Source organism: Priestia sp. YIM B13486 (assembly GCF_042787865.1).
GTDB lineage: Bacteria > Bacillota > Bacilli > Bacillales > Bacillaceae_H > Priestia > Priestia megaterium.
In genome coordinates this window covers 201,389-228,037 of sequence record NZ_JBHZOZ010000002.1, presented here as the reverse complement: position 1 = coordinate 228,037, position 26,649 = coordinate 201,389, and the positions used below count along the sequence as shown (strand labels likewise).

Sequence of the window (26,649 nt, the reverse complement as noted above, 5' to 3'; positions counted from 1 at the left end):
TTAAAAGTTCATTTTTGACTGTCCACCGTCTACGTTTAACGTCGCACCAACTATCCATGAAGCTTTAGAAGATGCTAAAAAGGCAACGGCGTTTGCCACTTCTTCCGGCTCTCCAAAGCGCCCTGCTGGTATTTCGTTTTCAACAAATTGCTTAATCTTTTCCGGATTTTCATCCATTCTTTTTTTCCAATTACCCGTTTCATGCAAAATGCTTCCCGGCGCTACTCCATTTACACGAATTCCTTTAGAAATCATTTCATCTGCAAACGACTTTGTAAAGCTGATAAGTGCTGATTTTGCGTTATTGTACGTGACTTTCCCTCCACTTTCCCTTCCGAAAATAGACGTAACATTAACGATTGCCGCATCTTTTGTCATACGCGTCGCTGCTAGCTTGCTCAAGTGGACAGCTGAAAAGTAGTTAAGCTCCATTGCTTCTTTGAAAAGGGATAAATCTGTTTCCATCGCGGTGCTTCCATTACTTCCTCCAGCGTTATTAATTAAAATATCAATGCTTCCGAAGTCGTTAATGAACTTCTCAATTAATGCAACTCTGTCTGATTCGTTTGTTAGGTCTGCTGTATATGTACGCACGTTTTCTAATTCTGACTGTGCATCCTGTAACGCTTCCTCTCCTCTTGCCGCAATTCCAACGTTTGCTCCTTCTTGAATAAACAAAGCAGCAATAGCCTTCCCAATTCCTTTTGACCCGCCGGTAATAAGTACATTTTTACTTTGCAACTGTAAATCCACACGTATCCCTCCACGTTAAATGATAATTACTATACTTTCTATCATAGCTCACTGCATGTCAAAATTAAAATCATATACTGTTTTACCTTTTTACTCCTTTTAAATCACCGCGTTTTATGGATACATTCTTTGAATTTATTGTCAGAACTCTTAGCAAAAACAAGCCACGGCGTGATATAATGCTTTTTGGTGTAAATGTTTTCAAATTGGGGGTTTTTTAATGCAACAAACGTTTTCAACGTCTCAAAAAGTTAAGCAGTTCGTTTTTATTTTATTTCCGATATTGGTCACCCAGTTTGGAATGTTTTCAATGACTTTTTTTGATACGATGATGTCAGGAAGGGTAAGTGCAGATGACTTGGCAGGGGTAGCAATTGGTTCAAGCTTATGGGTACCTGTTTTTACAGGGCTAAGCGGAATTTTAATGTCTATTACGCCAATTGTTGCACAGCTTGTCGGAGCTAATCAAAAGAAAAAAGTTCCGTTCTCCGTCATTCAAGGGCTTTATGTCTCCATTTTAATGGCCGTTGTTATTATTTTAATCGGCTTTTTTGTTGTTGATCCTATTTTAAAAGGGATGAATTTAGAAGCAAACGTAATGCGCATTGCCAAACAGTATTTAATTGCTTTATCTTTTGGTATTATTCCGCTTTTTATTTATACGGTTTTACGAAACTTCATTGATGCTTTAGGGCAAACTCGTACGTCTATGCTTATCACCATTTTAGGGCTTCCCGTTAATGTAGCTTTAAACTATGTATTAATCTTCGGTAGGCTGGGCTTTCCCCACTTGGGTGGAGTAGGCTCTGGTTATGCAACTGCCGTTACGTATTGGTGCATACTCATTGTATCCATTGTAATTATTCATAAAAAAGAACCTTTTTCTAACTTCGATTTATTTAAAAGATTTCATCGTATCTCTTTTTCTACTTGGAAAGAAATATTAAAAATTGGTTTACCTATCGGTTTTTCGGTCTTTTTCGAAACAAGTATTTTTTCAGCCGTCACGCTGTTTATGAGCTCGTATAATACCATTACGATCGCTTCTCACCAAGCAGCTATTAATTTTGCCTCATTTCTCTATATGATTCCGCTGAGTATTTCTATGGCTTTAACGATTGTTGTGGGATTTGAAGCGGGTGCTAAGCGTCATCAAGATGCACGAAGCTATAGCAGGATCGGTGTAACTATCGCTGTTGGCATGGCTTTTGTTTGCGCAGGTCTTTTATTTACTCTTCGAGAATCAGTAGCTTCTTTGTATACAAAAGATGCAGAGGTACTCGCATTAACTTCTCATTTTTTGATTTATGCAATTTTCTTTCAGCTTTCTGATGCTCTTCAAGCTCCTATTCAAGGCGCTCTGCGAGGATATAAGGATGTAAATGTTACCTTTTTAATGTCCTTGGTATCTTATTGGGTAATTGGTCTACCTTTAGGCATTGTTTTAGCAAAATACACCGATTTGCAGGCGTTTGGCTATTGGATTGGACTAATTGCGGGGCTTGCTGCAGGCGCAACAGGACTTGCGTATCGTTTGATAAAAATACAAAAAAAACAGCTGCTAGAGGAGAATAAATCTTCTCGAACGGCTTAAACAAAAAAAGAACGTTCTCAAAAGAACGTTCTTTTTTTGTTTAAAGATGGATTGATACTCTTCCTTATACTAAGGCCTAAAACTTCTTATTTATTTAAGGTACGCTCTAACTCTTGTAAAAGCTGTTCCGCACCTTTTTTACTTAACACAACGTTTCCATTCCCAAAGGTTAAGTTTTCACGCGTAATTTCCCCAGTTACTAAGCAAGCACCATACGGGCTATACTTTTGTAAAATAATAATATCTTCATCAACATATATTTCTACTGGATCACCTGTGTTGATATTTAAAATGCGGCGCAATTCAATAGGAATTACTACGCGACCCAATTCATCTACTTTTCTTACAATTCCTGTAGACTTCATAAAATCCATTCCTTTCATAGTAAACAAATAATATCTTCTCGATACAAATCTAGTCAAATTCGTCAGAGTTGCTAAAACCAAAATGCTTGAATGATGGTCTGATAACGGTTTATAAGTTCTTAAAATATGGCAAATAACGCATTAAATAGATTTATATACACTTTGTATCATATCAATTCGTACACTATTTATGAATAGTGCATAATCTTTAAAATCGAATTCATCCATATATGTTAAAAGTGTGTATTTTATCCATAATATAACTATATATCCATCTTTTACACTACTTTGTACCCATTTTATAACTTTTATTCCGACATAAGACGACAAAATCAGCTATAGAAAAAACGTGTCTTTTCTACCTAAAGACACGTTCATTTGGACCCGAAGTTGTCACGAATAGCTTTTTGAATCATAGCTTCACACCGCTCCAGCTCTACTTTTAATTGTTTTTTATATAATTTAGCTTTCTCTTCTCCCTCATTTGTAAATGTATAATAAACCACTTCTTGAAGCTTCATTCCTTCTTTTTTACGCTTCACCTGTTTGAGGACACCGTCTTCAATCAAGTCATGAAGGGCTTTGTATACTTCAGAATGATTAGGCTTGAATCCAAAAGGTCGAAATTCATCTCTTAACACATCTAATAACCGAAGGCCATACAGACGCTCTTGTTCTGTCATCGTAATCATATATAATTTTAAGAAAGCACGTTGTTTTAATAGAAAACCACTGGATGTACGCTTTTCTCTCATCTCAACTTCCTCCTTCACATACTTGCTTTCATTCAGGATAATAGAAAGCTCTATACGTAATTATACTTTTTTTATTCTACATAATCCTTCTTTTTCACTCAAAATCTCTTTTTTTTCTCACATTTTTTCACTTATTTACGTGTTTTTCTCATTTTTGTAAGCAGGCATTGAATTTTCTTTTTTTCATATATATAGAAGGAATTTACGTGAATATAAGGAGGGTTTCCTTTGAGTAAAAAATATGAAGAGATTGATTGGGGTTCGATTCAGCATAAGGTAGAAGATATGCTTGGAAATCACTTTTGGAGCGATTTAAATCACATCTTGCCCAAGCGATTTCCAAACGTCGACTTATATGAAACCGATAAAGAAGGCATTATCGTCGTTGAGGTTCCTGGACTGCATTCAACTAACGACATTCAAATCAAGTTGGACGCAAATATATTAACAGTTGAAGGAAACGTTCCTTATGCTTATGAAGCATCTAAACAAAAGTTAAAGCTCAACGAACGCCATACAGGCGTATTTTCTCGCACGGTCAAACTTCCTTTTCACTACACAGACGAACCAGTTCGCGCTAAGTACAAAAATGGATTATTGGAAATTCGACTGAATAAGATAGAAAATGATCAAACCATTGCCATACAATTTGAAGATGATTAACTGCACGTAACAAAAACCCTTCTGTTAGCAGAAGGGTTTTTGTTAGAGCGCTGAACTTAACACAATGTTTCCTTTTGGCGTCTTATTATTCGCGTTCGGTTCTAAAGTAATCGCCATAACATCCCACTTTTCAGTCTGTTCTTTTTGGCTCATCGTATAGACCACTGTCCCGTTTCCATTTTTATCTGTTACAAAAGCACCTGCCGGATGAGGCTTATCACCTTTTATGAGCCACACCTGATAGACTTCATTCCCCTTTACGTTTTTCAAGTTATTCGCTTGAATAACCACATTTAGATTTCCACCTTTTTTCGTAAGAGATGCTGTTGCTTCGCCAGAAACGTTCGGCTCTGCCTGCAGCTTCATTGTTTTTTCAGATGTAAGAGGTTCGTTTTGAGGAGCAACCGAAACATTTGGCTCTTGTTTGCCTTTGTCTCCATCTTTCAACAGAAAGTAGCTGTTTCCTGCAAGGGATAAAAGAAGTGCCGCAGCTAATCCAATAATGATGGACTTTTTATTTGATTTCTTAGACGCAGCATGTTGTTTTTCATTTTTTAAAGCGATTGGTTCTCTCTTTGTCTCACCTTGTTCTTCTTCGAATACATTCGCAAGTATTCGCTGTTTCATTTCTGGCGGAGGAGATTGTTCTGGTGTCAAATACGTTAGATCTCCAAGAACTTCCTCCAGCTCTCTTAGTTCTTCTTGACAGCTTTGACAGTTTTTCAAGTGCATTTCAAACTCTTTTTTCTCATGGGAAGTCAACTGATCATTATAGTAATCAATTAGTTTATTGCACATACTCATGAATCAGCTCTCCCTTCTGCATCAGTACCTAAATATGTTTTTAATTTCCGCAACGCTAATCGCACCCTACCCTTTACTGTTCCTAATGGGATTTGCTGCTCTTCTGCTACTTTTTGCTGCGTTAATCCCTTAAAATAAACGGATTGAATAATCTTTTTTTGGTCTTCAGACAATTTTGATACAGCGTGCCGCACTCTCTGCTGTTCTTCTTTCCACTGAAGCTGCTCGTCAATCTTAGGATGATCATCTTCAATAAAATCAAAAATTTCTTCTGAGAAAATAGGATCGTTTTTTCTTTTTCTTACAATATCAATCGCGGTGTTTCTTGTAATCGTAAACAGCCATGATGAAAACTTCCCTTTTTCATCGCTGTAAACTCCTTTTCCTCTCCACAGCTTAATAAACACTTCTTGAACAGCTTCTTCAGCAATATCAGAGCTATTTGTTAACCGGTATATAAACGAATAAAGAATTCGCTCATACTTGTCATACAGCAGTTCAAGGGCTTTTTTGTCTCGTTCTTTTATTCTATTGTATAAGACAACGTCGTTTTGCTCTTTCATACCCTTCTCCTTTAACTCTTATGAGTCCTTATTATATAATCGAATTACCTTTGAATTTGGATCACTTTCACATCTTTTAAACGTACCTTTATTTTTCAAAAATGACAAGTAATTATACTTTTTTTATGGAATAGGAGCGAAATCGTCCAATGAAACATTTAATTCTTTTTGATGGTATATGTAATTTATGTAATAGCAGTGTTCAATATATTATTAAACATGATGAACAAGCTTTGTTTTCTTTCGCTTCTCTTCAATCAGATTTCGGAAAGCAGCAGCTAGCCTCTCACGGCTTACTTCCTGAGCAATTAGACAGCATTGTATATATTCATGGAAACCAAAGATATGTAAAATCAACGGCTGCTTTAAAAATCGCCAAGCGCTTAGATGGACCCGTTAAATTTTTATATGCTTTCATTATCATTCCTGCACCTATTCGAGATATAGTATACAACTGGATCGCTCGCAACCGATATAAGTGGTTTGGCAAACAGCAGCACTGCATGCTCCCAACTTCTGATATGAAAAAGCGGTTTGTTGATGACTAAAAAAGTTTGGGCCATAGAGAAAAAACAGTTCCAAAGAGGAATATATGTATGTTAAGGAAGTCTATTCATTAAAAAATCCGAACTGATTCAACATTCCAATGAAAGAATGCTGAACTATAGTTCGGATTTTCCAGCTAACATATGGTTGTACGAGCTTTTTTAGCTTCCACCCATTGCTTTTTTATTCGTTGCTTCAATTGCCTGCTTTATTATTAGGGAAAAGTCTTGTTCTTTCATCACTTTTAACCCTTCGGCAGTAGCGCCGCCTGGAGTTGTTACTTGCTCTCTTAAAGACGCAGGATCTTTGGTTTCATGCAGCATTTGTACAGAGCCATACATCATTTGAATAACTAAATCTTTGGCTGTTTTTTCGTCCACACCGTAAGCAGTAGTTGCATCAATTAACGATTCTGCAAAATAATATAAAAACGCCGGTGCACTGCCAGTTACAGCCGTTAGCTCATGTACTTCTTTCTCTGAACACTCATGCGCTTCACCAATTCCTTTTAAAATCATTTGAAGCACTTCTTTATGCTCTTTTGTGGCAGAAGTTCCAAGTGTATATAGTGACATCGATTGTCCAATCATAGCAGCTGTATTCGGCATAATCCAAGCGACAGGCGTACCCTGCGGAAGATGACTTTCTAAGTAACTCGGACCAATCCCTGCCGCTAACGTTACGACAAATTGTTGATTTAAATGAGTTGAAAGTTCCTTGAGCACGAAAGGATGGGCCTCAGGAGGCATCGCTAAAATAATAACATCCGAATTGTCAACTTCTTGGCGCCAATTTTGCGTCGTTTGTACGCCGTACGTTGTTTCAACACGCTGTAACCGCTCAATATCTCCGTTGTTTGACATCACTACTGCCTCAATACTGTCAGCGCTGCTCGTAACCAAACCAGCCGCTACAGCTTCAGCCATTCGTCCTGCTCCAATAAATAAAATTCGCTGTTTTTTCATCTGTTACTCCCAGTTATATGTCCAGAATTCTTCTCTAGTTAATAAACGTTCCATTTGCGGATAGTCAGATAAGCGATCGAAGTCAATTGCGTTCATCATTCCTTCTGTTTGAGAACGATGGGCTTTTAACGCTTCAATTTTTTTATCTTTCATCGCTGTTACATCAAAAATAACATCTGGTTCTCCAATATGTTCAATACGATCTTTCGAAAACGCATGACACCAAACAACCGGACGCTTTTCTTTTGGCATACGTTTTACCGCTTGAATCGTAGCTGCACCCGTAGCATTATGATCAGGGTGTACTGCAAAGCCAGGGTAATGTGTTAAAATGTGAGTCGGCTTTACATCGTTAATGATTTCTTCAATTTTATCTGCAAAAACATCAATATCAAGAAATTCCAGCGTTTTATCACGAAGCCCTAGCATACGCAAGTCTTGAATATCTAAAACGTTCGCTAAATCTAAAAGTTCTTTTTTTCGGATTTGAGGTAAAGTTTCACGGTTAGCAAACAGCGGTCTACCCATATTTCGTCCCATTTCACCTAGCGTAACACAGGCATATGTAACGGGCGTTCCTTTTTGTCTAGCTTGCGTGATCATTCCTGCTGCTCCATATGCTTCATCGTCAGGATGCGGAAATACAATTAATAATCTTTCTTCCATGTTCTATTCTCCTCTCTTTTCTGTTATGAAAACGGATGTTCACTTAATTGAAGGGCAACTGCTAAACGACCTTCAAAGTCATGCCCAGCTAGAAGAAGTCGGCCTTCTTCATCAATTTCCCAATCTGTTAATCCCTCTGCATAAATCCATCCTAAATCAATTTGAAGACCTACACGATAAGGACCTTCTCCAGTTATCTTTCCGTTTGAAATAGTGACTTTACCATTGCGAATAAAAGCCCCAACTGTCATTACTTTTTCATTTACGTGTGAAGCATATGCACCGTTTGTCGTTTCAAGGTGTACATATACGTCTTTATTTAAAAATGTTTGTATTTTTTTTTGGACTGTTTCTTTATGAATTGGTTGCACGCTTGTTACTCCTTTCTCATGTTCATAAATTGTATTGTACTAAAAATCATGAGCGAATCCTAATGTTTAGTTCTAGACTTTGAATTTCTTTATTCCATCGTTCATAATCATACATAAATGTTAAATATTCCCAATTTAACATACTGATTTCTTGAATGTCTATAATAATCTCAGCAAGTTCATGACTAAGCATACCTAGTTCTTTTCCTTCGGCCAGCTTTTTTTTGTAACGATTAAAAGCTGGATCTAATTGTTCAATTTGTGCATAAATTTCATGGATAGAGCCATATTGTTGAATAAGAGGCAGTGCGGCTTTTTCTCCTACACCAGGAACACCCGGAATATTGTCCGATTTGTCACCAAGCAATGCTTTTACGTCCACCCATTGACGAGGATGAATATTGTATTCTTCTTGAAAGTGCTTGAAGCCATAAACAAGATCGCCAACCTGCTTTTTGGCAATAATTTGCGAAATATGTTGATCTAGGAGCTGAAGCAAGTCTCGGTCATTGCTATAGATGTACCCTGGACTTTGCTTTTCCTTGCTCCACTTGCTTACAAGTGCTCCAATTAAATCATCTGCTTCATAAGAAGACAATGACATTTGATAAATGCCTACTGTGTCAAAAAATTGTTTTAACGTTTCATACTGCTGAATCAGCGGCTCAGGCAGCTCTGCTCTTGTTTGCTTATATAGGGCGTATGTATCTTTACGTTTTGTATCCTCACGCTTAACATCCCAAGCGACGAAAATATGGCTTGGCTCATATTGGTGAATCAATGCATGCATTTTTTGAATCGTTACTCTCAGGGCATTCGTAAATTGGCCCTTACTATTTCTTGTCAACGCTGCTTCATCTCTGCCATAAGAAGTAGCAAAATAACAGCGGCTTAATAAATTAAATCCATCAATTACTAATAGTGTTTCGTTCACATAGTCACGTCCTTTGAAAACTTTGCTCCTTTAGCTTTTAGAGCACACATACTATAGCACTTGTTCTTTGCACGCGTCAATGAAGCGTACAAAGCTCAAAACACGCCCATTTTTTTCTCCCAATGTAAATGTAGTATAAAGATGTTAAATTGTTGTTATGATTTATTCGTTTGGCTTTTAGAACTTTTGACTATCCTATAAAATGAGGATGAAAGATCAATCCTACAAATGAAGGTGAAAAAAGTGAATAAAAACACGATGATTAAAACATTAAAAGTTATATCTGTTGTGTCGCTTCTCGCTTTGTTATTTATCATTGCTTATGATCGTTCCATGTCTACATCCATGATTATTTTGTTCAGTTCGCTCATTTTCTTTGTATTTGTACTTAGCGACTTTTTTTTCGATCGCAAGCCGTGGGGATTAAAAGGCCTTCAATTATATATATCACTGATGTTATTCATCATTGCCATTTTTGAAATGCATCAAGTTGTCAGTTCACTTTGCGTTATTTCCATTATGGCTCTACCAAAAGTTATTGACGAATTAGCTTAAGTGTGAATGATAAATGATAAAATCCATGATCACAATGATCATGGATTTTATTACGTTTTGAGTAATTTTTCAGAGATGCGAAGAGCTTCTTCTATGCCAAATTTACGCACTAAACTGATGGCTTCCTTTATTTCTCGTTTTTTCAAATCATGGGTCGGATTTAAATTTAACAACACTTGAATAACAACTAAATCCCGCATGGTAAACATCATATTCTTTTTCATATCCCGCTGAAATGTATACTGCTCTTTTAAGAGCCGGTCACTTATTGCTAACACTTTCGACTCCGGAAGATGTAGCTGCGCTCCTGCTTCTTGACAAGACCATAATTTTTTCACTCGATCTTCAGCATTCATATTTGCAACTCGTGCATATGTAATATCGCTGTTTTCTTGACGAATCTCTATCTCTTTTAACGTTGGCTTTAGCACCGTTTTTCGCTTGGAGACTTTTTTCTTATCAACTCCTGTATCCCTGAGGACCCTGCCGTGAACGGTGTAAATGTCGTATTCATTTTCTCTTTTTACATCTTGTTTATTGTATTTTGGAAAATAACCATTTACAAGCATCGTTCTCAGCATATCTAATTCTTTTTTTAATCCATGCACTTCAATATATCCAACAGCACAAATCTCTTTGTGGAATTTTTTTGTGTTGCTAACGCCTTTTCCTGCAACGTGAGCTCTTACTCTTTCTAATAGAGAGCCCGTCGTTGCTCCGATATACAAAAGCCTGCCCGGTTTATCAAAGAAAAAATAAATGCCGGGAGCGGAAGGCAATTGTCCTATTTCTGCTGTACTTAGCAGCTTCTGCAGTACCTGCATGACTGCTAAATCAATTTTTGCTGTCATTATTTTTGATAACCTTTTAACATTTCTTCATACACTTTTAGATGCGTATACACAGTTTGAAGAAGCGGTACGTGTATAGACGACTTTTCAGCTAATGTCAGCAAATATCCTTGAAGGTGGTCTCCTTCAATTTGAAAACTTTTTTCCATATCACGCTGCATCGATGACTTCATGTCATACGTCATTTTGTCCATCGTATTCATATGCTGTTCAATAATCCCTTCAGCTAATGGTGCATCGTATGCCATCATAATATTTTCAACTTCTTTAAAAAGCTCTTGTACGAATTGACGCCCTCCTTTTGCCGCTAGCACTGGGCCAACAGGTGCGCGCATAAGAGTGGTCATGCCTGACATAACCGTAATAAATAAATACTTATGCCACATATCCTGTTCAATATATGAACTTTTTACAAACGAAGCTTTTGTACCACTGAACGCTTGCTCAATCAGTTGTAATCTTTCTGTTTCCTTCTGCTTAAATTCACCAAATACAAGTCTGTGAGCAGGACTCGTCTGGACGACATCTCCATCTTTGTTTAAAGTTGTTTCAATAAAGCATAGTCCTCCAATGACTTTTTCTTCCCCAAAAGCTTCTTGTAAAGGACCCACGTGAGCCATACCGTTTAGCAAAGGTACGACAACTGTCTGATTCCCCACAAAAGGACGCACATCCTCAATTGCCTGTTTAAGATGATAAGCCTTAGTTGTGAACAAAATAACATCATAAGGCTCTTTCATCTCAGATTTTGTAATAGCTTGTACAGGTGAAGTGAAGTCACCGTGTATGCTCTTGATAACAAGTCCATTTTGTTCCAGCTCTTTTTTTCTGCGATCTCTGACAAGAAAAGTCACATCCTCTCCTTTTTCCACAAGCCTGCCTCCAAAGTAACCTCCAACGCCGCCTGCGCCTAAAACTAATATTCGCATAACTTTTGCTCCCCTTTTTCTTTTTCTTTTATTGTAGCACAGCTAGTTTGAAATTTTATAATATTCTTATTTCATTGTATTTTGAGTTTTTTACAAAAGATAGCCATAGTGCTTTTAAAGTTGTTATAATGAATACAAAAAAAGCATAAAAATTTACGCTTAGACATTTATCCCCTCTTGGATATACTATTTACCAATCCGCAATCGGAAAAGTTTCGATTTAAACAATGTTATTTACATAGGAGAGACTGAAATGAAAACAGAAATCTACATTTTATCTGGATTTTTAGGCAGCGGAAAAACAACGTTGCTTAAACAGCTGCTTCAGCAAGAAAAAGATCGTAATCGCAACATTGCTGTTGTGATGAATGAGCTTGGCCAAGTTTCGATTGACTCAAATGAAGTAGAAAAAGACACGCCGTTAAAAGAATTGCTAAACGGCTGCGTGTGCTGTACGATTCAAGGTCAATTTGAAACTCAGCTTCATTCACTTCTACAGGAGAACACATTGGATGCTATCTATATAGAAACAACCGGAGTTGCACATCCCATTGAAGTGTTGGATGCCTGTATGTCTCCTCTTTTTGCGCATCAAGTCACGATTAAAAGTATTATCACCACACTCGATGCAACAAGGTGGAAAGAACGTGGGTCCTTAAGCATTCAACTTCAAAAACTTCTTCAAGAACAAGTAAAACATGGAGATGTAATTTTATTAAATAAAACGGACATGCTGTCTGAGGCAGAAAAGTCTTCCCTGCTTTTTGAGGTTCAATCAATTAACGCTCGTGCAATAACATTATTAACAACATTTTCCCGCGTGAAGCTTGACCTGATTCAAAGAGCTCAGCTGTCTCAAAAACAGCCGCACCATAAGGCTCATGTTGAAGATCATCTTCATTTGAAAACATTTGTATATGAGTTTACAAAAAAAGTGGATCTTGAATTATTTGAAAATTGGCTGCGCCAAATGCCAGATACCATCTATCGTATTAAAGGCTATATGCGCTTTACTCATTCGGATGATACGTATTCGTTTCAATATTCATACGGCATGCCTCTATATATGAAAGAAATGATGAAGCTGCCCACCACTCTTGTCTTTATAGGGGAAAACCTCGACCACACTAAGATGAAACAAGAATTATTTAATCTTGAACAGCAGTCCAATTAAAAATCCCGCCTAGAGCGGGATTTTTTTATTACTTATAAACAGGCATTTTGTACTCTGCGCAAAATTTCATATGCACGATTTCCGGCTAACTCTGTCAACTCTTCAAATTTTTCATCTCTTTTCAAATCAAGTTCAATAATTTCTTTTGCCAGCTCAATAATCTCTTCTTTTTTCAATTGTTGCACAGCCATTTAAAACGCCCTTCCCTTTTAGAATTTATGTATATTCTCACATTTGTTTTCTATTCATCATTTTGAAAGCAAGTGATTAACCACAAGGCTTTATCCTGTATGGTTAACCACTTGGGATCGAGTTAATCATTAGTTTATAGGACTCTTTTCCCTATTTCATTATTTATGTCACTTTTTCTCACATAGTAATTCAAAAATATAACATATATATGTTAGAATGTATTACATGTTATAATTTTTTGTATTTTTTTCCTTTATAATAATAACATACTACTACGTACTCAGGGGTGAGGGAGATTGTCTACGAATGAAGCGTCATATCGAGATAAAAAAGTCATGTCTATTGGGATTGTAAAAGAATTAACCGGTTTATCAGAAAGGCAAATTCGCTACTACGAGAAAAGAAGCCTGCTCTTTCCGGACCGAACCAATACGGGTATCCGGAAATATTCGTTTTCAGACGTCGAACGATTAATGGATATTGCCGATCGCATAGAAGAAGGAGTTCAAACGAGTGAAATACGCACAGAATTGGCCAAAAAAGATGAAGCGAGAAAAATGAAAGAAGTAAAAAACCAAATGCTTCAAGGTCAGTTGAACGCTCATTTCAAGCGGAAGCTATAAAGTATACATACGGTGACTTTCCCGTCTCCGTTTTTATTTCTTTACGGCAGACAAAAAAGCGCATATCTAAAGATATCCGCTTTTTTGTCCGTTAAGCTGAGCGCCCTTTAAAAAATCTCGGCTGATGAGAACTCATGAACTTAGTTTTAGATAAAATGAACATAACCGATCCGCCCCAAATGAACAAAAAGGCAATCATCTCTACGCTAGAAAACGGTTCATGATACACGAATACCCCTAATAAAAGCGTCATGGTAGGAGCAATGTACTGTAAAAAACCGACCATCGATAGCGGAATAAGAGGGGCCCCTTTAGCGAAATATAGTAGTGGCATAGCTGTAGCAACACCGCCTCCAATTAAAAGAGCACTCAGATCAAGCGATTGAAGAGAAAAACTTGAAGATCCTTTCACTAAAAGAAAAATAAAATAAATAACTGCAATAGGTGCAACCATCATCGTTTCAATCGTTAATCCTACTTTTGCTTCTAATTGAATAGTCTTTTTTACAAGTCCGTACAAACCAAAGCTAAACGCTAAGCTTAATGATACCCATGGGATATGCCCGTATGTAACTGTCATAACGATAACACCTATAGCAGCTAATCCAACAGAAGCACCCTGCCAAAAATTAAGCTTCTCTTTTAAAACGACTATACCAAGTAAAATACTAACGAGCGGGTTGATGTAGTAACCTAAACTTGTTTCAATAATATGATTATGGTTAACCGCCCAAATGTAAACGAACCAGTTGATGCTGATCAGCACTGAAGCCACAAATAAAATGACCGCTTGTTTCGTATTACGAAATAATAAACCAAGCGTCTTTTTTAAAGCACTCATTTGCTTTGTCACAAGCAAAAGTAAAAGCATAAAAACAAATGACCATATGACACGGTGAGCGAGTATTTCATTCGCATTCACCTCGCCAAGAAGCTTCCAGTAAAGCGGAAAAAGCCCCCACATAACGTAAGCGCTGGCTGTATAAACAATACCTGCTCGTTTAGAATCTTGATTCATTTCTCAACCTCTTTTCTTTATCTCTCTGTCTCTTATCATTATAGATGCATTTACCTCTTTTTTATAGCTTTATTTTACCTATCGAAATAACTCATAAAAAAAACGATCGCTTTTAGCTCGACCGTTTTTTATACCTTATTTTTTAGGCTGTTTAAATACTTTGGCACTGCGAATATACTCTACATCTTGTACATTTTCTCGCGCGTTAGCGATTCGAGCCGCAGCAAAGAAATAATCGGATAAACGATTTAAATACTGAAGCACCGCCGCATTAATTTTATACTCACGCTGCACGCCAACAACAAGCCGTTCTGCGCGGCGTGTAATCGTCCGGCAAATATGAAGCGTTGTCGCTGCAGGTGTGCCTCCAGGTAAAATAAAACGCTCAATGGCCGGCGCTTCTGACATATAGACATCAATGCGCTTTTCAAGTACTGATATCATGTCGTTTGTTACTTTGTACGGATGATCATCTTTTGCAAATGCTAAATCACTTCCACAGTCAAAAAGCTCATGTTGAATCGTAATCAGCTCTTCTTTTACATCTTTTAATGTTGTTTCATCCAGCTGATAAATCGCTTGACCTACAAAGCCATTTAGCTCATCAATCGTACCGTATGCTTCCACTCGAATATCATCTTTATTTACTCGTCCTCCAATTAAGCTTGTCTGCCCTTTGTCCCCTGTTTTTGTGTAAATGTTCATTGTATTTCCTCCTTCAATCGATTAGCAATTCCGTACCAAATGTGATCTACTTTCCGGGCATGTGCCGCTAAATGCTGATACGCATACCCGCATTCATCTCTCCACTGCCGTTCTGTTGGATCTAAAGGAACAATCCCTTTGCCGACTTCAGTTCCAATCACTATTAACTTTTCCCATACACCGCTGTCTCTCCACTTCTGTATTAACTTTTTAACAACAAGGTGCGGAGACTCCAGCTCGCTATGTATTAATTCCTTAACATAGTGCTCAAATCCTTCTAGCACTATGTAACTTTCTTCGAACTCAAGCGCTGGTAAAACAGGGTCTTCATACAAACAATGCCATTTTACCGACTCACTGGCATAATGCTGCTTCACCCATTTTCTTTTGCCGGTAAATGCACCGCCGAATACGAAATGCATGCTCTTCTCTCCTTTGCCTGTTTGTATGTACACGCTACTGAAAAACCTTCTCCATAAGAAAAAGAAACATCCCAAAGCGACGCTGTCTGTTTAAAATGAGATGCAAGTAAACGCAGTGGTCCGCCGTGCGAAACAATAGCAATGTGACGCAATTGCTGACTGGCCGCCAAATCGACCGCTTCTTCCCACGCTGCCCAAACTCGGTTTGAAAAGCTTGAGAAGCTTTCACCATTCGGAGGCGTATGTTCTGTCCAGTGATCAATCCAATTTCTATACGCCCGTATGTTTTTTAAATCTTCATACGTCTTCTCTTCCCAATCTCCAAAATGCAGTTCACGCCAATTTTTACTTTTAACCACCTGAGATTTTGGAAAAACAACTGCACTTGTTTCTAGCGCTCTTTTTAAGTCACTGGAAATAACGAGCTGAGGTTCTAGAAAAAGCTCTTTCAATTCATTTTTCCCTTCTATACTTAAAGGCGGATCACTCCACCCTATATATTTTTTCTGTTGATTTTCAAGCGTCATGCCGTGACGAATACATGTGATAACCAAAGAATTATCCATAAAAATGTTTCTCCTCCTTCAATGGTTGCCCCTATAACATCTCCTGTTACGCCACCAAACTGCGAACGATAAAATCGTATCCAGAGCCATAAAAAACCGGCAAAGAAAAGAATAATGAATTTATTGTCCATAAAAATAACGAAAATAGCAACTAAGAATAGGCTCATAATGATAAATCCGTAAATAGACCGTTTGGTGACTCCTTGTTGAAAATAAGCAGCCAGACCCGTATCTTTAGCGGGCTTATCTCTCATCAATAAAAAGGCTGCTCCAATTCTTGGAAGGGTAAAGACAATTAAGCATGCCCAAATTGATAAAGAAGAAAGAGACACTAATTCATAGATCGCACTAAAACGCAGCAGCAGCAGAACCATAAGAGAAAGAATAGCAAAAGACCCAACGTGCGGATCACTTAAAATCTGCAGTTTTTTTTCCTTTGACTGATGAGAAAAATAGGCATCGCTTACGTCCATCCAGCCGTCTAAATGAAGGCCACCCGTTAAGATAAGCGGTAAAAGCAAAACTAAAATACTATCAACAATCGTAGTGATAGGTGAAGATTGAAGCAGCTGTAAAAAGCTATAAAACATCAAGCCTAGTAACATACCAATCCAAGGCAGCACAAAAAGTGAGCGTGCCGTTCTTTTTTCAGTCCATTGAACGGTTTTAGCCAGTGGTAAGATCGTAAAAAACTGGAGAGAAATTCGTAGTATGGCTATCCATTCTTTCATATATCTACACATTCCTTTCCTTTTTTAAAACGATAGATTCCCGCTTCTACACAAATAGCCACATCTGCTTTTTCTACAATATACTGATGTAATTTCCCTAACATCTTCATATAGCTATATGTGGGCTCTTCTAACACGCCCGCTTCAAACAGTTCATTAGATACTAGCACAACCGTCTGAGACTGCGCAAACAGCTTATCGAGCGTTTCTGTCATATGACGAAAAACCGCTTGTTTCCCTTCTTTTGTTTGCCACCTTTTTTCTGTTGAAAAAAGCTCATTGGCAAGCCAGTTCGTGACACAATCCAAAAGTATAGCATCATCACTTTGAAGATTTGGCAGAATTTGTTGTAAATCTACAGACTGCTCGATCGTTACCCAAGGCGTGTTCGCTGCTTGGCGTTCTTTTTGATGAAGCTGGATGCGTTTTTGCATTTCCTTATCTGTTTGCCTGCTTGTGGCAATATAAACAGCGCGCTTTGTACAAAAAGTTTGAACCATGTTCTCCGCTGCACTTGATTTTCCGCTTCGAACGCCTCCGCTAATAAAGATGATCATATTTCATCAAGTCCTTGTTTGATTACGTTAAGTAAATAGTCATTTTCTTCTTTCGTTTTCACAGCCAAACGGATATAGCGTCCATTTAAAAATGGAAAGTTTTCAGTATGACGAGCTACCACGCCATGGCTTGCTAAATAGACAAGCCATTCGCGCGTTTTAATAGAAGACGGAACGCTGCAAAGATAATAGTTTGTTTGAGAAGGAGAAACCAAAAGCCCCCATTCCTTTAGTTGACTCAAGATTCGTTCCCGTTCTTGTTTAATATAATGGACGGTTTCTTTTACAAAATCTTTTTCATCCACACATATCATGCCTATTTGCTGCGACAAGCCATTTACACTCCAAGGAGGCTGCTTTTTAGCCATCTTGCTAATGATTTTTTCATTTGCCAAAATATAGCCAAGACGAAGCCCGGCAATATTAAACATCTTTGTCATGGAACGCACAACAATGATATGCTCATAATCCAGAATAAGAGAATCAAATGAAGGCTGATGTTCGACAAAATCAATAAATGCCTCATCAATCATTAAGTATGTACCATGATGAGCAGCAGCTTTTACTACTTTCATCCATTCCTCATGACTATACATAACGCCCGTTGGATTATTTGGATGACAAATCCACAGTACTTTTATGTCCGGAAGAATGCTCATAATCAACTCTATATCCCAGCTCCAGCCATTTTCTTCAGATAAAGGAACGTATGTCACTTCACATCCATAAGCTTTACTTGCCTGTTCATATTCAACGAAAGTCGGCTGTACAATCCCTGCTTTCTCTCCTGAAAATAACGAAGCAATAAGGAAAAACGCTTCAGCGGCGCCATTTGTAGGCAGCACTTGAGCACCTGAAACATGATGATGAGCTGCAAGTTTATTTTTCAGCTCCGTTACTTGAGGGTCAGGATAACTAAACGCTGCACCCTTGAATTCGTTCCACTTTTCGTGAAGCACAAGGGGAGCCCCTAAAGGATTTGTATTCACGCTAAAGTCTTTTATATGCGACAAATTCTCGGCCCCTATTGCTTTTAAAAAGACATTAGGATTAGCTCCATGTGTAGGTAATAGCACTAATAACTCCTCCTAACAAAAGATATAATAACCACGTAGCATAGACCGTCCTTTTCATAATGAAAACAGCTTGTTCAATATGACCGGCTTGCAGAGGAATGAGTGGTTCACCCATTTTTGCACGATTAGATTCTATGCCTTTATATGTATTAAGCCCGCCGAGTTGAATACCTAACAGAGCAGCCACTGCGCTTTCCCCGTATCCGCTATTTGGGCTGGGATGCTTCTTAGCATCACGCTTAATCAAACTCGTTACATGCCCAAGAGAATACTGGCTTTTTGCTACATTAACAGCCGTCATCACCACTGCAGTTAACCGACTTGGAATATAGTTTAATACGTCATCGGTTTTTGCACTAAAGTAGCCGAACAGAAAGTAGCGGTCATTTTTGTACCCAACCATCGAATCACATGTGTTAATAGCTCGGTAAAAAAAGGCTAGGGCTCCTCCTCCTATAAATGCATAAAAAAGCGGAGCTGTAATACCATCACTTGTATTTTCAGCCACGGTCTCTACCGTCGCTCTGGCAATTTCTCCTTCTGACAAACGATCTGTATCTCGTCCCACAATCATACTTACTTCATATCTAGCTTTCTCCATATCTCCTAGCTGAAGAGGCTTTTGTACCTTATAAGCAGCTTCGCTTAAAGAACGAGTGGATATAGTAGTCGCAATCATTACGCTCTCTACTAAAACACCTGCTATAAAATGAACTCCGTACAAAGCATGGAGGAACAAAAAGGGAACAACTCCTGCGAGCACAGCCATACTTATCACAAGAAGCAATCCTTTGAATCGTTTTCCTGCACCTTTATTTAATCTAGAATCTATCCAATAAATCCATTTACCAAACCAGCGAACGGGATGCGGCCAATTTTCGGGATCGCCTATAATTCGGTCAATTAGTAAAGCAATCGTCATGGCCGTCATGTGTGCAATTATCGCTTGTGTAATACTCATTTCTTCACCTCTTTCCCTTAAGTCCCTGCTCTAAGCTTATTTTCACCAGCTTAGCTACCGCTTGCCCTAAAGCGGTCATAGAGCCTGCATATTCATATAATGGTCCTTGCTGAGACGCTGCAACTGAGATGCTGTCCGTAGATGTTCCCGTAGCAATCGTCTTTGTAGCCGGATCTATGACGCCCAGCTGTGACAGCGTTTTTGTTTTAGCTTCTGTGGCCGCAATAAAAAGCTGTAAAAACGCTGCATCCGTAAGCGTACCTTCCACGAAAAAAAACATATTAATTGTACCAGGAGAGGAATAAAATGGGACAGCTTCGTCAGCTGTAATATCTACTGCGTTTCCTACTCCAGCCGTTATCACGGAAGCTACTCTTACTCCGTAGCCTTCATAACAGTAAACCGCTCTTTCTTTTAACCAAACGGCTGTCATCAACCCTACGATTTGCTCATGGCGCACATTTTCTTTCATCAAATATTGCTCATACTCCAAAGAAGGAGTATCTGAATAATAGTCTTTGTGAACAAATCGATTGTAAAAGGTGTCCGTTTCCGTAATGCCTGTTCCTAAAACCCCTGAGCTGTATGTTTTATAAGAAGTCTCGGTTTTCATGATTAAAAGCTCAGGCCTTTCTTCAATTTTAAGATGTGAAAAGGGACCAATCCCCTTTTCAATTCGAACTGGAATATGGTCCCTCTTCTTATTTATTGTACACCTCAGGGTATACTGCTTTTGCTAAGTCCTCTAAGCCATCTACAATACGAGGTCCTAAGCGATTGATTTTGTTTTGATCAACCTTCTCGATGTTACCCTCTTTTACAGCAGTCATGCTGCTCCAAGCGGGACGCTTCATAATCTCATTTTTGTCTGCATCATACGTTGCGATAATAACGTCAGGGTTTAACTTAACAACTTGCTCTTCAGAAAACTTAACCCAACCTTTTTCACTAGCTGCTACGTTATCAGCACCGATCATAGTAAGCATTTCGTTCATGAACGTACCTTTTCCTGTTGTATAAATCTCAGGAGCTCCTGATACCTCTATCCATACTTTTTTACGATCTTCTTTTGAAATCGTTTTTGCTTTTTTCTCAATTGAAGCTACTTTTTCTTTCATGTCTTTAATTGTTTGATTAGCTTCTTTTGTTTTACCTGTTAATTTACCGATTTGCGTAATAGAATCATAAACCGTATCAAACGTTGTTGAATCTTTTACAACAAATACCGGAATACCCGCACTTTCAATTTGTTTAAATACTTCATCCGAAACGCCCATACTTGAAGCGTGTGCCAGCACTAAATCAGGATTTAAAGCAATAACTTTTTCCGCATTAACGTTCATATCTCCTACCTGCGCTTTTTTCTTTACGCTTTTAGGATAATCATCGTTGCTTGTAACACCGACTAATTCTTTTTCAAGGCCAAGGGCATATACAATCTCCGTATTACTTGGCATTAAGGAAACAATTTTCTTAGGCTGTTTTTTCAACGTAATTTCTTTATCACGCGCGTCTTTTACCTTCACTGGAAATGCAGCTTGTGACGTTTGTGCCGTATCTTGCTTCGTTTTTTTATCACTGTTACTTTGGCTGCCTGCACCGCATGCAGCAAGTACGATGACTAACAGTGCAATAATGGAATACGAAAGCCATTTTTTCATCTAAATACTCCCCCTATATATTGTTCATTGTGAATACGAAACCTCCACGTTAAAGAAAAAGCAAATGATCATGCAAAAAGCAGCGCTATCCCGTTTTTCCGCTTTGACTATGTATACTGCTCGCCGGCAGCTTCAAAATAAAAAAGCTTTACTTTCAATTGAAAGCAAAGCAGGTAACGTCAAGATAAGCAGGAAAAGAATCCGTTCACTATACTTGATATGTATGTTCATTACCCTGCTTCACCCTTCCTCGAAGGTTTCACAGCTAACAATAAGGCAGGTCTCCTGACTTACGCACAAAGCGCTTACAGTGGCGGGACCGCGCTGGTTTTTCACCAGACTTCCCTTTTCACTCAATCTTTAAATTGAGACCTTATTGCTTTACGATTATTCACTTGTCCTAGTATACCCCACTCATGGAAAAATGGAAATAGCCATTCTCACAAAAAAAGCTGCGAGAATGCTCTCGCAGCTTAAGGGATTAAAGAGTTGCTAAAAATTCACGGACCGCTTCAGGCGTTTTAGCATTTGCACTGTGCAAGTGTGCAATTTTTTCACCGTTTTTATATACAAGAAGAGAAGGAATACCCATTACATTGTTTTCAGCAGAAAGTTCTTCAAACTCATCCTTGTCAATTTTAAACCATGCTTTATCTGTATTTTCATCAACGATTTCATCAATGAACATATCCAAACGTTTGCAATCAGGACACCACGTTGTCGTAAAAATCCCAACGCTTAGTGTTTCGTTCTTAATTTGTTCGCGAAATTGTTTTTCTTCCGTAAATTGTTTCATTGTGTTACCTCCAGCATCTATTCGTTCCTTCTCACTATTCTATGGTAAGAAGTCTGACTTCATTATAAACGATTTTTTTATCGTTGTGCTAATGTTTCAGCTTATTTAGACCCTAACGGTTTTAGACGTAAAAAAATGCTAGCTTAAAAAAGCTAACATTTCGAAATCGCAGAATGTTGTGTCTATTATCAGCTAAACCATTTAGGCGGCATGTTTCGGTTCCAATAAATTTTCCCTAAATCATAATGCTTCTGAAAATTATCTGCAGCCGCATGATAGTGAAAATTAAACCAGTATCCATCTTTTGGAGGATTTTCACGCCGTACATGAAATCGTATTAAGTCCTGACCGGTTTCCCGGTCATATACATGGAAAATCTTTTCACCGTAGCCAGCAGCAGGATGCTCGCTTATCTCGAGATTCTGAATTGACTGTTCACGTTCAGTGCCAATGTCGGTCAGCACTTCTTCAATTTTAGGTAACACTGCTTGACGAAATTCATCTTCAATGACAGGTCCAATTTTTGTTCCGAATTTTTCCACTGACTGTTTTTCAGCTGATTCCATTGCATACGTAACAAATGATGAAACGTCTTCATATTTTGGTTCTTCATATGGCAAATGAATATCTTCTATAACAGCTGTGACAGGAGTTGTTTCTCTTACATACCCTGCTTTATGTTGCTTGTCCGCTTTTGCATCATCAACGTATAAATATTCTGGTGGAGTGACAAGCCCAAATGTAAATACTGTAATAAATACAACTAGCATTCTTTTTATCCATCTAGGCATTCGTATCTTTCCTTTCTCATCTTTTCCCATATGGTCTTTTCATATCGTAAAATTCATTGTTATAACTCACTAGGTATTGTAACATACTTATTAATTTTTTACCTATATTTGCTTATTCATTTATGCTGCCTACGGGCATTCGAAGACTTTTTAGTTAGCACCTTCCTTCTTCTGTTTGAGGTTGTCACACCGAGCGGAAACCTATACAAGATATTCCTTTTTTGCTGGATGCTTAAACACAAAAGTATTTTTATGTTCAAAAATATATCATACTTTTATGAACTTTAGATGAAATTCATAAAAAAAACTTCCAAAACTTTTTAATTCCTAAAAGGTTTTGGAAGTCTTTTCAATGATCAGGATTCGTTTTACTTTTTTGTTTATTATTGTATATCAATTGTCCCGTAATGAAATTTTGATGTTTTTCGTTTTTGTACGATAAATCCATGTTCTTCAAAACGACTGCTTTTCCAATGATCTTTTAGCACGATCTTTTGTTTGGCTACTCTTTTTGCTTCTTGTATAGCCATTGGCGTTAGCGTAGTATACAGTGCTATTGCTTTAATACCGTTAATTCCATTCGATTCATCAATTTGCTCTTGAAACATAGGATCAAAGTAGACAACATCAAAAGAATTATCTTCACAACACGCCAAAAACGATTCGAAATTTTGATGAACCACGTTTATACGCTTCATTGCATCGTTCAACTCTTGTACGTCACTTTCCCAATTTAAAAGTCCTTGTTTGACTAAATAAGCTACATAGCGGTTGCCTTCTAGTCCGACAACTTTCCCGCTTTTCCCTACCGCTGCGCTCGCCATCATACTATCCGATGCAAGACCAAGTGTACAGTCAAGCACGCTCATTCCTTTTTCCAAACTAGCAGCTTCAATAAACGGATCAGGTTCTCCTCGCAGCCATCTCTTCACTCTAAACATAGCGGAATTTGGATGAAAAAAAATAGGTTCCTCTTCATTTTGGACATGCAATTCTACTCTATTCTTACCGACAATCAGCACGTCTGCAGCTTGAAGATTCTGAAGATCTGCAACGGATTTCTTCTCTCTTACTACAAAAGGTATACTTAAATCAGCGGCTACTTGTTTGGCTTTTACAATCATCTGTTCATTTGTTCGACCAGCAGTCGTAACAATCACTTTCATAACTCCCCCTACACTGTTTGGCTATTTACATAAAGAAAAAGGATGCCGATAGACATCCTTTTTCTTATAAAGTATATGCGATTTTTCTCTAAAAATCTATATACTAGATGTGACAAAAGCAGGACATTTTATGAACAGTGCTGCTTAAAGCCATTTAAAATGTTTTCAAAAATAACTTCTAAAGGCTGACCTTCAATTTCATGTCGAGGAATAAAATGAACGACTTCTTTTCCTTTTAAAAGCGCCATAGACGGTGATGAAGGCTCAATGTCACCAAAATATTCACGCATTTTAGCTGTTGCTTCCTTATCTTGGCCGGCAAAAACAGTTACCACTTGATCTGGTTTTTGCTCAGACTGTAAGTACGCTTGCGTTGCTGCAGGACGTGCTAAACCGGCAGCGCATCCACAAACTGAATTAACGACAACAAAAGTTGTTCCTTCTACGTTTTCCATAAAATCAACTACGGCTTCCTCTGTTGTTAATTCTTCATAACCAGCTTGAGTTAATTCTTGACGCATTGGTTTAACTAACTGACGCATATATTCTTCATATGCCATTGACATATTAACATTCCTCCTAACAATCATTCACGCTAAAAGCATACTATAAAAACCAGGAAAAATCTAGCTACTCACTCTTCAAATCCTTATCGTTGTCCCATTCTTCTTCTCCATTTGACAAAAAAAGATTAAAACCGGGTCATATCATCTAATTTTTTCCTATAAAAATGTCGATTTTTACTATTAATATTCCATTTTTTGTACTATAGTAGTAAATAGTAATTTAGTAGAAAGGATTTTCAAATTGAACCAGCGATTTAAACCGAACAAACGATTTAAGCCAAACAAACGATTTTATGCATTTTTGTCTTTAGTGTTAGTGATCGTCGCTTCTTTGTTTTTTATTACAGAAGTCAAAGGAAGTAAATCCGCTGCATCTCAGCAAGTATTAGCATCTACTGCGTTGCCGCTGAAAGAAACTGCATCTTCAGCACAGCCTGAGAAGCTGCTTAATACACTTCATCATAATATGTATGTAGTAAATACGGTGAACGATCAAAATCAAGCTCTTACACAGCCTGTTTACCTTACGTTTGACGATGGCCCAACACCTGATACTCTTCATATTTTAGATGCTTTGCGTCAATATAACGTAAAAGCAACTTTTTTTATGTTAAAGCATCAAATTGACGCTCACCCTGAAATTGCTAAAAAAGTAGCACAGGAAGGACATGCCATCGGCTGTCACGGCGTCTCTCATGATATTGATGTCATGTATAGTGAAGACGGCGCCGCGTTAAAAGAAATGCAGGAGTGTCAAGCGACAGTTAAGAAAGTAACCGGTGTTGACAGTAAGTTAATCCGCGTTCCTTACGGCAGCGTTCCTTATTTAAAAGAGCCCCACCGTACAGAGTTGCTAAGCCACTTTAAATTATGGGACTGGAATGTAGACAGCGAAGACTGGGCACTTCGTTCTGCACCTAGAATTATTCAGGGGCTTGAACCTCATATTCAAGGGGTTAACTCCAATGGAAGAACACCAGTCATTTTATTTCATGATAAATCCTTTACGGCACAATCCCTTCCTGCTATTTTGACTTACTTAAAGCAGTCGGGCTATCAGCCTATTAAAATTGATAACACCATGCAGCCTATGCAGTTTCCAACTCCCGCTGCAAAACAGTCGTAAAAAAAGATCATTCAAGTGAATGATCTTTTTTTTTATGCTTTTCTGCTTTCTGTCATTTGTTTCCAAACAGAACCTTTTGCTTCTTCTCCGCCTTCGATACGTTCAATTGCTAGCTTGATTTGTAAATCCACCTCAAATTCTTTATCATTCTCTGCTGCTTTTAATGCAGAAAGAGCCGTCTCGTCCCCTACCTCGTATAAATACATAGCTGCACGCCAGCGAACAAGCTTGTTTTTATCACCAAGAGCTTCACACATTGCCGGAATACCCTCTTCAAAACCTAAATCTGACATGCAGTCTCCAGCAGTACGGCGCACAGTGACTGATTTATCTTTTAATGCTTTGTATAAATAAGGCAGTACCGCTTTTGATTCAATCATTCCTAAGTAGACCGTAGCTAAGCGGCGAATAGATGCTTTTTCATCATCAAGCGCTTTATTTAAAACGTCTAAATCAGCTTCTGTTGGATCCATTTGTTCTAAATGGGCATAGCGCACTGACCAATCGTTGTCTTCTAGCATTTCTTCTGTAACTTTATAGGTTTTACGCGGCTGTACAACTTTTCCGCCTTCTTTTTCTTCTTGTGCATTAGCCACAAGGCGAGTTAATCTTTCTTGCGGATATGCTGCTGCTAACTCCTCTACAACTTCGTCTCCGATAGCAGCTAACTCTCCGTAACGAACGCCTTGTTCTTTCCATTTTCGTTCTAATACCACATTATCTGAAAAACGTTGAAGTTCTGCTACCGCTTTTGCAAATCGCTCGGGCAGACCAAAGCGCTTTTCTTCATTTCCGTCCGTTAGCTTGACTTGCATCGGTACATTTTTGAACATTTGAACTGACACATTGACTTCACCAAAATGCTCATTCATTTTGTGCTGTTCACTGCTGCTTTGCAAATCTTCACCAAACGCTGCACGAACTTGCGGCAAAATTTGCTTCCAGTCATATTTGGCATTTCGCTCTACTGCTAAGAAGTCCGCTACGTGGTAGACTCCTTTTACCCCTTCTACTTTCAAGATGTCTTGAACAACTTCAGGAGCTTCTTCAGCATTTTTTTCCGTATAGTTATTGCTTTTTCCGCCTGATAGCACTTCGTCTAAATTAATTTTCATTGTATTCGGACTTGGCGTTGGCTCAATTGATTTAATGTTCATATCGTATCGTACTCCTCTCATTAAAATTGTAGCATGTGCCTTATACT

The 26,649-nt window shown here is 38.1% G+C and carries 34 protein-coding genes and 1 riboswitch; of the genes, 7 read left to right on the top strand and 27 right to left on the bottom strand.

All coding sequences use genetic code 11. The features are described from left to right. Window positions 1–753: an SDR family NAD(P)-dependent oxidoreductase gene (locus ACFX4G_RS05375; RefSeq protein ID WP_013082864.1), complete on the bottom strand. Its 753-nt coding sequence runs from the start codon at window positions 751–753 to the stop codon at window positions 1–3. A gap of 220 nt (window positions 754–973) precedes the next feature. Between ACFX4G_RS05375 and ACFX4G_RS05370 the strand changes: the two genes are divergently transcribed. Beyond that, window positions 974–2,347, top strand: a complete 1,374-nt coding sequence (locus tag ACFX4G_RS05370) for an MATE family efflux transporter (protein ID WP_377573172.1) — start codon at window positions 974–976, stop codon at window positions 2,345–2,347. A gap of 86 nt (window positions 2,348–2,433) precedes the next feature. Here ACFX4G_RS05370 and ACFX4G_RS05365 read toward each other — a convergent pair whose 3' ends face one another. Together ACFX4G_RS05365 and ACFX4G_RS05360 are read right to left on the bottom strand one after the other, a co-directional pair. Beyond that, complete coding sequence (locus ACFX4G_RS05365) at window positions 2,434–2,712, bottom strand: AbrB/MazE/SpoVT family DNA-binding domain-containing protein (RefSeq protein WP_025752053.1); 279 nt, start codon at window positions 2,710–2,712, stop codon at window positions 2,434–2,436. Between the two features lie 374 nt (window positions 2,713–3,086). After that, entirely contained in the window at window positions 3,087–3,467 is a 381-nt protein-coding gene (locus tag ACFX4G_RS05360; protein WP_013056721.1) for a replication termination protein, read from the bottom strand. A 228-nt stretch (window positions 3,468–3,695) separates the two neighbouring features. Between ACFX4G_RS05360 and ACFX4G_RS05355 the strand changes: the two genes are divergently transcribed. Further along, a complete protein-coding gene (locus tag ACFX4G_RS05355) occupies window positions 3,696–4,130 on the top strand; it encodes an Hsp20/alpha crystallin family protein (RefSeq protein ID WP_013082862.1) in 435 nt (144 codons plus the stop codon). 42 nt (window positions 4,131–4,172) lie between these two features. Here ACFX4G_RS05355 and ACFX4G_RS05350 read toward each other — a convergent pair whose 3' ends face one another. Continuing rightward, a complete protein-coding gene (locus ACFX4G_RS05350; protein WP_016763846.1) occupies window positions 4,173–4,934 on the bottom strand; it encodes an anti-sigma factor in 762 nt (253 codons plus the stop codon). Further along, complete coding sequence (locus tag ACFX4G_RS05345) at window positions 4,931–5,497, bottom strand: RNA polymerase sigma factor (RefSeq protein WP_162214104.1); 567 nt, start codon at window positions 5,495–5,497, stop codon at window positions 4,931–4,933. Before ACFX4G_RS05345 ends, ACFX4G_RS05350 begins: the two co-directional genes overlap by 4 nt. 149 nt (window positions 5,498–5,646) lie before the next feature. On the opposite strand from ACFX4G_RS05345, the gene ACFX4G_RS05340 reads away from it, so the two are divergent. Further along, window positions 5,647–6,045, top strand: a complete 399-nt coding sequence (locus ACFX4G_RS05340; RefSeq protein ID WP_013082859.1) for a thiol-disulfide oxidoreductase DCC family protein — start codon at window positions 5,647–5,649, stop codon at window positions 6,043–6,045. A gap of 159 nt (window positions 6,046–6,204) precedes the next feature. Here ACFX4G_RS05340 and proC read toward each other — a convergent pair whose 3' ends face one another. The 4 genes from proC to ACFX4G_RS05320 are packed head-to-tail and all read right to left on the bottom strand — an operon-like array spanning window position 6,205 to window position 8,979. Then, the gene (gene proC, locus ACFX4G_RS05335) at window positions 6,205–7,008 is read right to left on the bottom strand and encodes a pyrroline-5-carboxylate reductase (protein WP_377573169.1); all 804 of its coding nucleotides are present in this window, start codon (window positions 7,006–7,008) and stop codon (window positions 6,205–6,207) included. A 3-nt stretch (window positions 7,009–7,011) separates the two neighbouring features. Then, entirely contained in the window at window positions 7,012–7,674 is a 663-nt protein-coding gene (gene bshB2 / locus ACFX4G_RS05330) for a bacillithiol biosynthesis deacetylase BshB2 (RefSeq protein WP_013056715.1), read from the bottom strand. A 23-nt stretch (window positions 7,675–7,697) separates the two neighbouring features. After that, complete coding sequence (locus tag ACFX4G_RS05325; protein WP_013056714.1) at window positions 7,698–8,045, bottom strand: YojF family protein; 348 nt, start codon at window positions 8,043–8,045, stop codon at window positions 7,698–7,700. A 46-nt stretch (window positions 8,046–8,091) separates the two neighbouring features. Then, the gene (locus ACFX4G_RS05320; protein WP_377573166.1) at window positions 8,092–8,979 is read right to left on the bottom strand and encodes a 5'-3' exonuclease; all 888 of its coding nucleotides are present in this window, start codon (window positions 8,977–8,979) and stop codon (window positions 8,092–8,094) included. A gap of 243 nt (window positions 8,980–9,222) precedes the next feature. Here ACFX4G_RS05320 and ACFX4G_RS05315 point away from each other — a divergent pair, with 243 nt between their 5' ends. Beyond that, on the top strand, window positions 9,223–9,534 hold the full coding sequence (locus ACFX4G_RS05315; protein ID WP_016763842.1) for a hypothetical protein: 312 nt from the start codon (window positions 9,223–9,225) through the stop codon (window positions 9,532–9,534). 50 nt (window positions 9,535–9,584) lie between these two features. Here the strand turns inward: ACFX4G_RS05315 and ACFX4G_RS05310 are convergent, their stop codons facing one another. Both ACFX4G_RS05310 and panE read right to left on the bottom strand, forming a co-directional pair. Then, a complete protein-coding gene (locus ACFX4G_RS05310; protein WP_043982045.1) occupies window positions 9,585–10,385 on the bottom strand; it encodes a GIY-YIG nuclease family protein in 801 nt (266 codons plus the stop codon). Beyond that, window positions 10,385–11,314 (bottom strand): 2-dehydropantoate 2-reductase, encoded by a 930-nt coding sequence (panE, locus tag ACFX4G_RS05305; protein WP_025752046.1) that lies wholly within the window; start codon window positions 11,312–11,314, stop codon window positions 10,385–10,387. Before panE ends, ACFX4G_RS05310 begins: the two co-directional genes overlap by 1 nt. A gap of 253 nt (window positions 11,315–11,567) precedes the next feature. Between panE and ACFX4G_RS05300 the strand changes: the two genes are divergently transcribed. Beyond that, window positions 11,568–12,488 (top strand): CobW family GTP-binding protein, encoded by a 921-nt coding sequence (locus ACFX4G_RS05300; RefSeq protein WP_025752045.1) that lies wholly within the window; start codon window positions 11,568–11,570, stop codon window positions 12,486–12,488. A gap of 32 nt (window positions 12,489–12,520) precedes the next feature. On the opposite strand, the gene ACFX4G_RS05295 is transcribed toward ACFX4G_RS05300, so the two are convergent. After that, window positions 12,521–12,679, bottom strand: a complete 159-nt coding sequence (locus tag ACFX4G_RS05295) for a hypothetical protein (RefSeq protein WP_013056708.1) — start codon at window positions 12,677–12,679, stop codon at window positions 12,521–12,523. Between the two features lie 297 nt (window positions 12,680–12,976). On the opposite strand from ACFX4G_RS05295, the gene ACFX4G_RS05290 reads away from it, so the two are divergent. Beyond that, window positions 12,977–13,303: a MerR family transcriptional regulator gene (locus tag ACFX4G_RS05290; RefSeq protein WP_013082852.1), complete on the top strand. Its 327-nt coding sequence runs from the start codon at window positions 12,977–12,979 to the stop codon at window positions 13,301–13,303. A 91-nt stretch (window positions 13,304–13,394) separates the two neighbouring features. On the opposite strand, the gene rarD is transcribed toward ACFX4G_RS05290, so the two are convergent. The 14 genes from rarD to ACFX4G_RS05220 form a co-directional block, all read right to left on the bottom strand. Then, a complete protein-coding gene (gene rarD / locus ACFX4G_RS05285; RefSeq protein ID WP_377573162.1) occupies window positions 13,395–14,321 on the bottom strand; it encodes an EamA family transporter RarD in 927 nt (308 codons plus the stop codon). Window positions 14,322–14,456: 135 nt separating this feature from the next. Next, window positions 14,457–15,026: a cob(I)yrinic acid a,c-diamide adenosyltransferase gene (locus ACFX4G_RS05280; protein ID WP_013056705.1), complete on the bottom strand. Its 570-nt coding sequence runs from the start codon at window positions 15,024–15,026 to the stop codon at window positions 14,457–14,459. Beyond that, window positions 15,023–15,448, bottom strand: a complete 426-nt coding sequence (locus ACFX4G_RS05275; protein ID WP_043982040.1) for a bifunctional adenosylcobinamide kinase/adenosylcobinamide-phosphate guanylyltransferase — start codon at window positions 15,446–15,448, stop codon at window positions 15,023–15,025. The genes ACFX4G_RS05280 and ACFX4G_RS05275 overlap by 4 nt, the downstream gene beginning before the upstream one ends. Further along, window positions 15,400–16,014, bottom strand: coding sequence for a histidine phosphatase family protein (locus ACFX4G_RS05270; protein ID WP_013082848.1), 615 nt, complete (start codon window positions 16,012–16,014; stop codon window positions 15,400–15,402). The genes ACFX4G_RS05275 and ACFX4G_RS05270 overlap by 49 nt, the downstream gene beginning before the upstream one ends. After that, window positions 15,972–16,745 carry an adenosylcobinamide-GDP ribazoletransferase gene (cobS, locus tag ACFX4G_RS05265; RefSeq protein ID WP_097823626.1) on the bottom strand — a complete coding sequence of 258 codons (774 nt, stop codon included), beginning with the start codon at window positions 16,743–16,745 and terminating at the stop codon, window positions 15,972–15,974. The genes ACFX4G_RS05270 and cobS overlap by 43 nt, the downstream gene beginning before the upstream one ends. Next, on the bottom strand, window positions 16,742–17,302 hold the full coding sequence (locus tag ACFX4G_RS05260) for a bifunctional adenosylcobinamide kinase/adenosylcobinamide-phosphate guanylyltransferase (RefSeq protein ID WP_043982037.1): 561 nt from the start codon (window positions 17,300–17,302) through the stop codon (window positions 16,742–16,744). The genes cobS and ACFX4G_RS05260 overlap by 4 nt, the downstream gene beginning before the upstream one ends. Then, window positions 17,299–18,378, bottom strand: coding sequence for a threonine-phosphate decarboxylase CobD (cobD, locus tag ACFX4G_RS05255; protein ID WP_043982036.1), 1,080 nt, complete (start codon window positions 18,376–18,378; stop codon window positions 17,299–17,301). The genes ACFX4G_RS05260 and cobD overlap by 4 nt, the downstream gene beginning before the upstream one ends. Next, a complete protein-coding gene (gene cbiB, locus ACFX4G_RS05250; protein ID WP_043982034.1) occupies window positions 18,353–19,339 on the bottom strand; it encodes an adenosylcobinamide-phosphate synthase CbiB in 987 nt (328 codons plus the stop codon). Before cbiB ends, cobD begins: the two co-directional genes overlap by 26 nt. Window positions 19,340–19,343: 4 nt before the next feature. Further along, window positions 19,344–19,952 (bottom strand): adenosylcobinamide amidohydrolase, encoded by a 609-nt coding sequence (locus ACFX4G_RS05245; protein ID WP_025752037.1) that lies wholly within the window; start codon window positions 19,950–19,952, stop codon window positions 19,344–19,346. Between the two features lie 88 nt (window positions 19,953–20,040). Then, entirely contained in the window at window positions 20,041–21,000 is a 960-nt protein-coding gene (locus ACFX4G_RS05240; RefSeq protein ID WP_014460464.1) for an ABC transporter substrate-binding protein, read from the bottom strand. Window positions 21,001–21,258: 258 nt separating this feature from the next. Then, window positions 21,259–21,391: riboswitch (cobalamin riboswitch) on the bottom strand. Between the two features lie 90 nt (window positions 21,392–21,481). After that, window positions 21,482–21,796: a thioredoxin family protein gene (locus tag ACFX4G_RS05235; RefSeq protein WP_013056696.1), complete on the bottom strand. Its 315-nt coding sequence runs from the start codon at window positions 21,794–21,796 to the stop codon at window positions 21,482–21,484. A 188-nt stretch (window positions 21,797–21,984) separates the two neighbouring features. Then, entirely contained in the window at window positions 21,985–22,587 is a 603-nt protein-coding gene (locus ACFX4G_RS05230; protein ID WP_025752035.1) for a YpjP family protein, read from the bottom strand. Between the two features lie 383 nt (window positions 22,588–22,970). Then, window positions 22,971–23,747, bottom strand: a complete 777-nt coding sequence (locus tag ACFX4G_RS05225; protein ID WP_377573803.1) for a class I SAM-dependent methyltransferase — start codon at window positions 23,745–23,747, stop codon at window positions 22,971–22,973. Window positions 23,748–23,881: 134 nt separating this feature from the next. Next, window positions 23,882–24,319: a BrxA/BrxB family bacilliredoxin gene (locus ACFX4G_RS05220; RefSeq protein WP_013056693.1), complete on the bottom strand. Its 438-nt coding sequence runs from the start codon at window positions 24,317–24,319 to the stop codon at window positions 23,882–23,884. A 241-nt stretch (window positions 24,320–24,560) separates the two neighbouring features. On the opposite strand from ACFX4G_RS05220, the gene ACFX4G_RS05215 reads away from it, so the two are divergent. After that, window positions 24,561–25,445, top strand: coding sequence for a polysaccharide deacetylase family protein (locus ACFX4G_RS05215; RefSeq protein ID WP_377573157.1), 885 nt, complete (start codon window positions 24,561–24,563; stop codon window positions 25,443–25,445). Window positions 25,446–25,477: 32 nt separating this feature from the next. On the opposite strand, the gene ACFX4G_RS05210 is transcribed toward ACFX4G_RS05215, so the two are convergent. After that, window positions 25,478–26,602, bottom strand: coding sequence for a conserved virulence factor C family protein (locus ACFX4G_RS05210; protein WP_377573153.1), 1,125 nt, complete (start codon window positions 26,600–26,602; stop codon window positions 25,478–25,480). Between the last annotated feature and the right edge of the window lie 47 nt (window positions 26,603–26,649).

Coding starts and splice junctions, on each gene's coding strand:
- ACFX4G_RS05310 (WP_043982045.1), bottom strand. CDS start 10,385: ATGACAGCAAAAATTGATTTAGCAGTCATGCAGGTACTGCAGAAGCTG.
- panE (WP_025752046.1), bottom strand. CDS start 11,314: ATGCGAATATTAGTTTTAGGCGCAGGCGGCGTTGGAGGTTACTTTGGA.
- ACFX4G_RS05240 (WP_014460464.1), bottom strand. CDS start 21,000: ATGAAAAAATGGCTTTCGTATTCCATTATTGCACTGTTAGTCATCGTA.
- ACFX4G_RS05300 (WP_025752045.1), top strand. CDS start 11,568: ATGAAAACAGAAATCTACATTTTATCTGGATTTTTAGGCAGCGGAAAA.
- ACFX4G_RS05360 (WP_013056721.1), bottom strand. CDS start 3,467: ATGAGAGAAAAGCGTACATCCAGTGGTTTTCTATTAAAACAACGTGCT.
- ACFX4G_RS05260 (WP_043982037.1), bottom strand. CDS start 17,302: ATGATCATCTTTATTAGCGGAGGCGTTCGAAGCGGAAAATCAAGTGCA.
- ACFX4G_RS05235 (WP_013056696.1), bottom strand. CDS start 21,796: ATGAAACAATTTACGGAAGAAAAACAATTTCGCGAACAAATTAAGAAC.
- ACFX4G_RS05365 (WP_025752053.1), bottom strand. CDS start 2,712: ATGAAGTCTACAGGAATTGTAAGAAAAGTAGATGAATTGGGTCGCGTA.
- proC (WP_377573169.1), bottom strand. CDS start 7,008: ATGAAAAAACAGCGAATTTTATTTATTGGAGCAGGACGAATGGCTGAA.
- ACFX4G_RS05230 (WP_025752035.1), bottom strand. CDS start 22,587: ATGCCTAGATGGATAAAAAGAATGCTAGTTGTATTTATTACAGTATTT.
- ACFX4G_RS05295 (WP_013056708.1), bottom strand. CDS start 12,679: ATGGCTGTGCAACAATTGAAAAAAGAAGAGATTATTGAGCTGGCAAAA.
- ACFX4G_RS05270 (WP_013082848.1), bottom strand. CDS start 16,014: ATGGATAATTCTTTGGTTATCACATGTATTCGTCACGGCATGACGCTT.
- ACFX4G_RS05210 (WP_377573153.1), bottom strand. CDS start 26,602: ATGAACATTAAATCAATTGAGCCAACGCCAAGTCCGAATACAATGAAA.
- cobS (WP_097823626.1), bottom strand. CDS start 16,745: ATGAAAGAATGGATAGCCATACTACGAATTTCTCTCCAGTTTTTTACG.
- ACFX4G_RS05220 (WP_013056693.1), bottom strand. CDS start 24,319: ATGTCAATGGCATATGAAGAATATATGCGTCAGTTAGTTAAACCAATG.
- ACFX4G_RS05245 (WP_025752037.1), bottom strand. CDS start 19,952: ATGAAAACCGAGACTTCTTATAAAACATACAGCTCAGGGGTTTTAGGA.
- cbiB (WP_043982034.1), bottom strand. CDS start 19,339: ATGAGTATTACACAAGCGATAATTGCACACATGACGGCCATGACGATT.
- ACFX4G_RS05350 (WP_016763846.1), bottom strand. CDS start 4,934: ATGAGTATGTGCAATAAACTAATTGATTACTATAATGATCAGTTGACT.
- ACFX4G_RS05275 (WP_043982040.1), bottom strand. CDS start 15,448: ATGCATTTCGTATTCGGCGGTGCATTTACCGGCAAAAGAAAATGGGTG.
- ACFX4G_RS05280 (WP_013056705.1), bottom strand. CDS start 15,026: ATGAACATTTACACAAAAACAGGGGACAAAGGGCAGACAAGCTTAATT.
- ACFX4G_RS05340 (WP_013082859.1), top strand. CDS start 5,647: ATGAAACATTTAATTCTTTTTGATGGTATATGTAATTTATGTAATAGC.
- ACFX4G_RS05345 (WP_162214104.1), bottom strand. CDS start 5,497: ATGAAAGAGCAAAACGACGTTGTCTTATACAATAGAATAAAAGAACGA.
- rarD (WP_377573162.1), bottom strand. CDS start 14,321: ATGAATCAAGATTCTAAACGAGCAGGTATTGTTTATACAGCCAGCGCT.
- ACFX4G_RS05370 (WP_377573172.1), top strand. CDS start 974: ATGCAACAAACGTTTTCAACGTCTCAAAAAGTTAAGCAGTTCGTTTTT.
- bshB2 (WP_013056715.1), bottom strand. CDS start 7,674: ATGGAAGAAAGATTATTAATTGTATTTCCGCATCCTGACGATGAAGCA.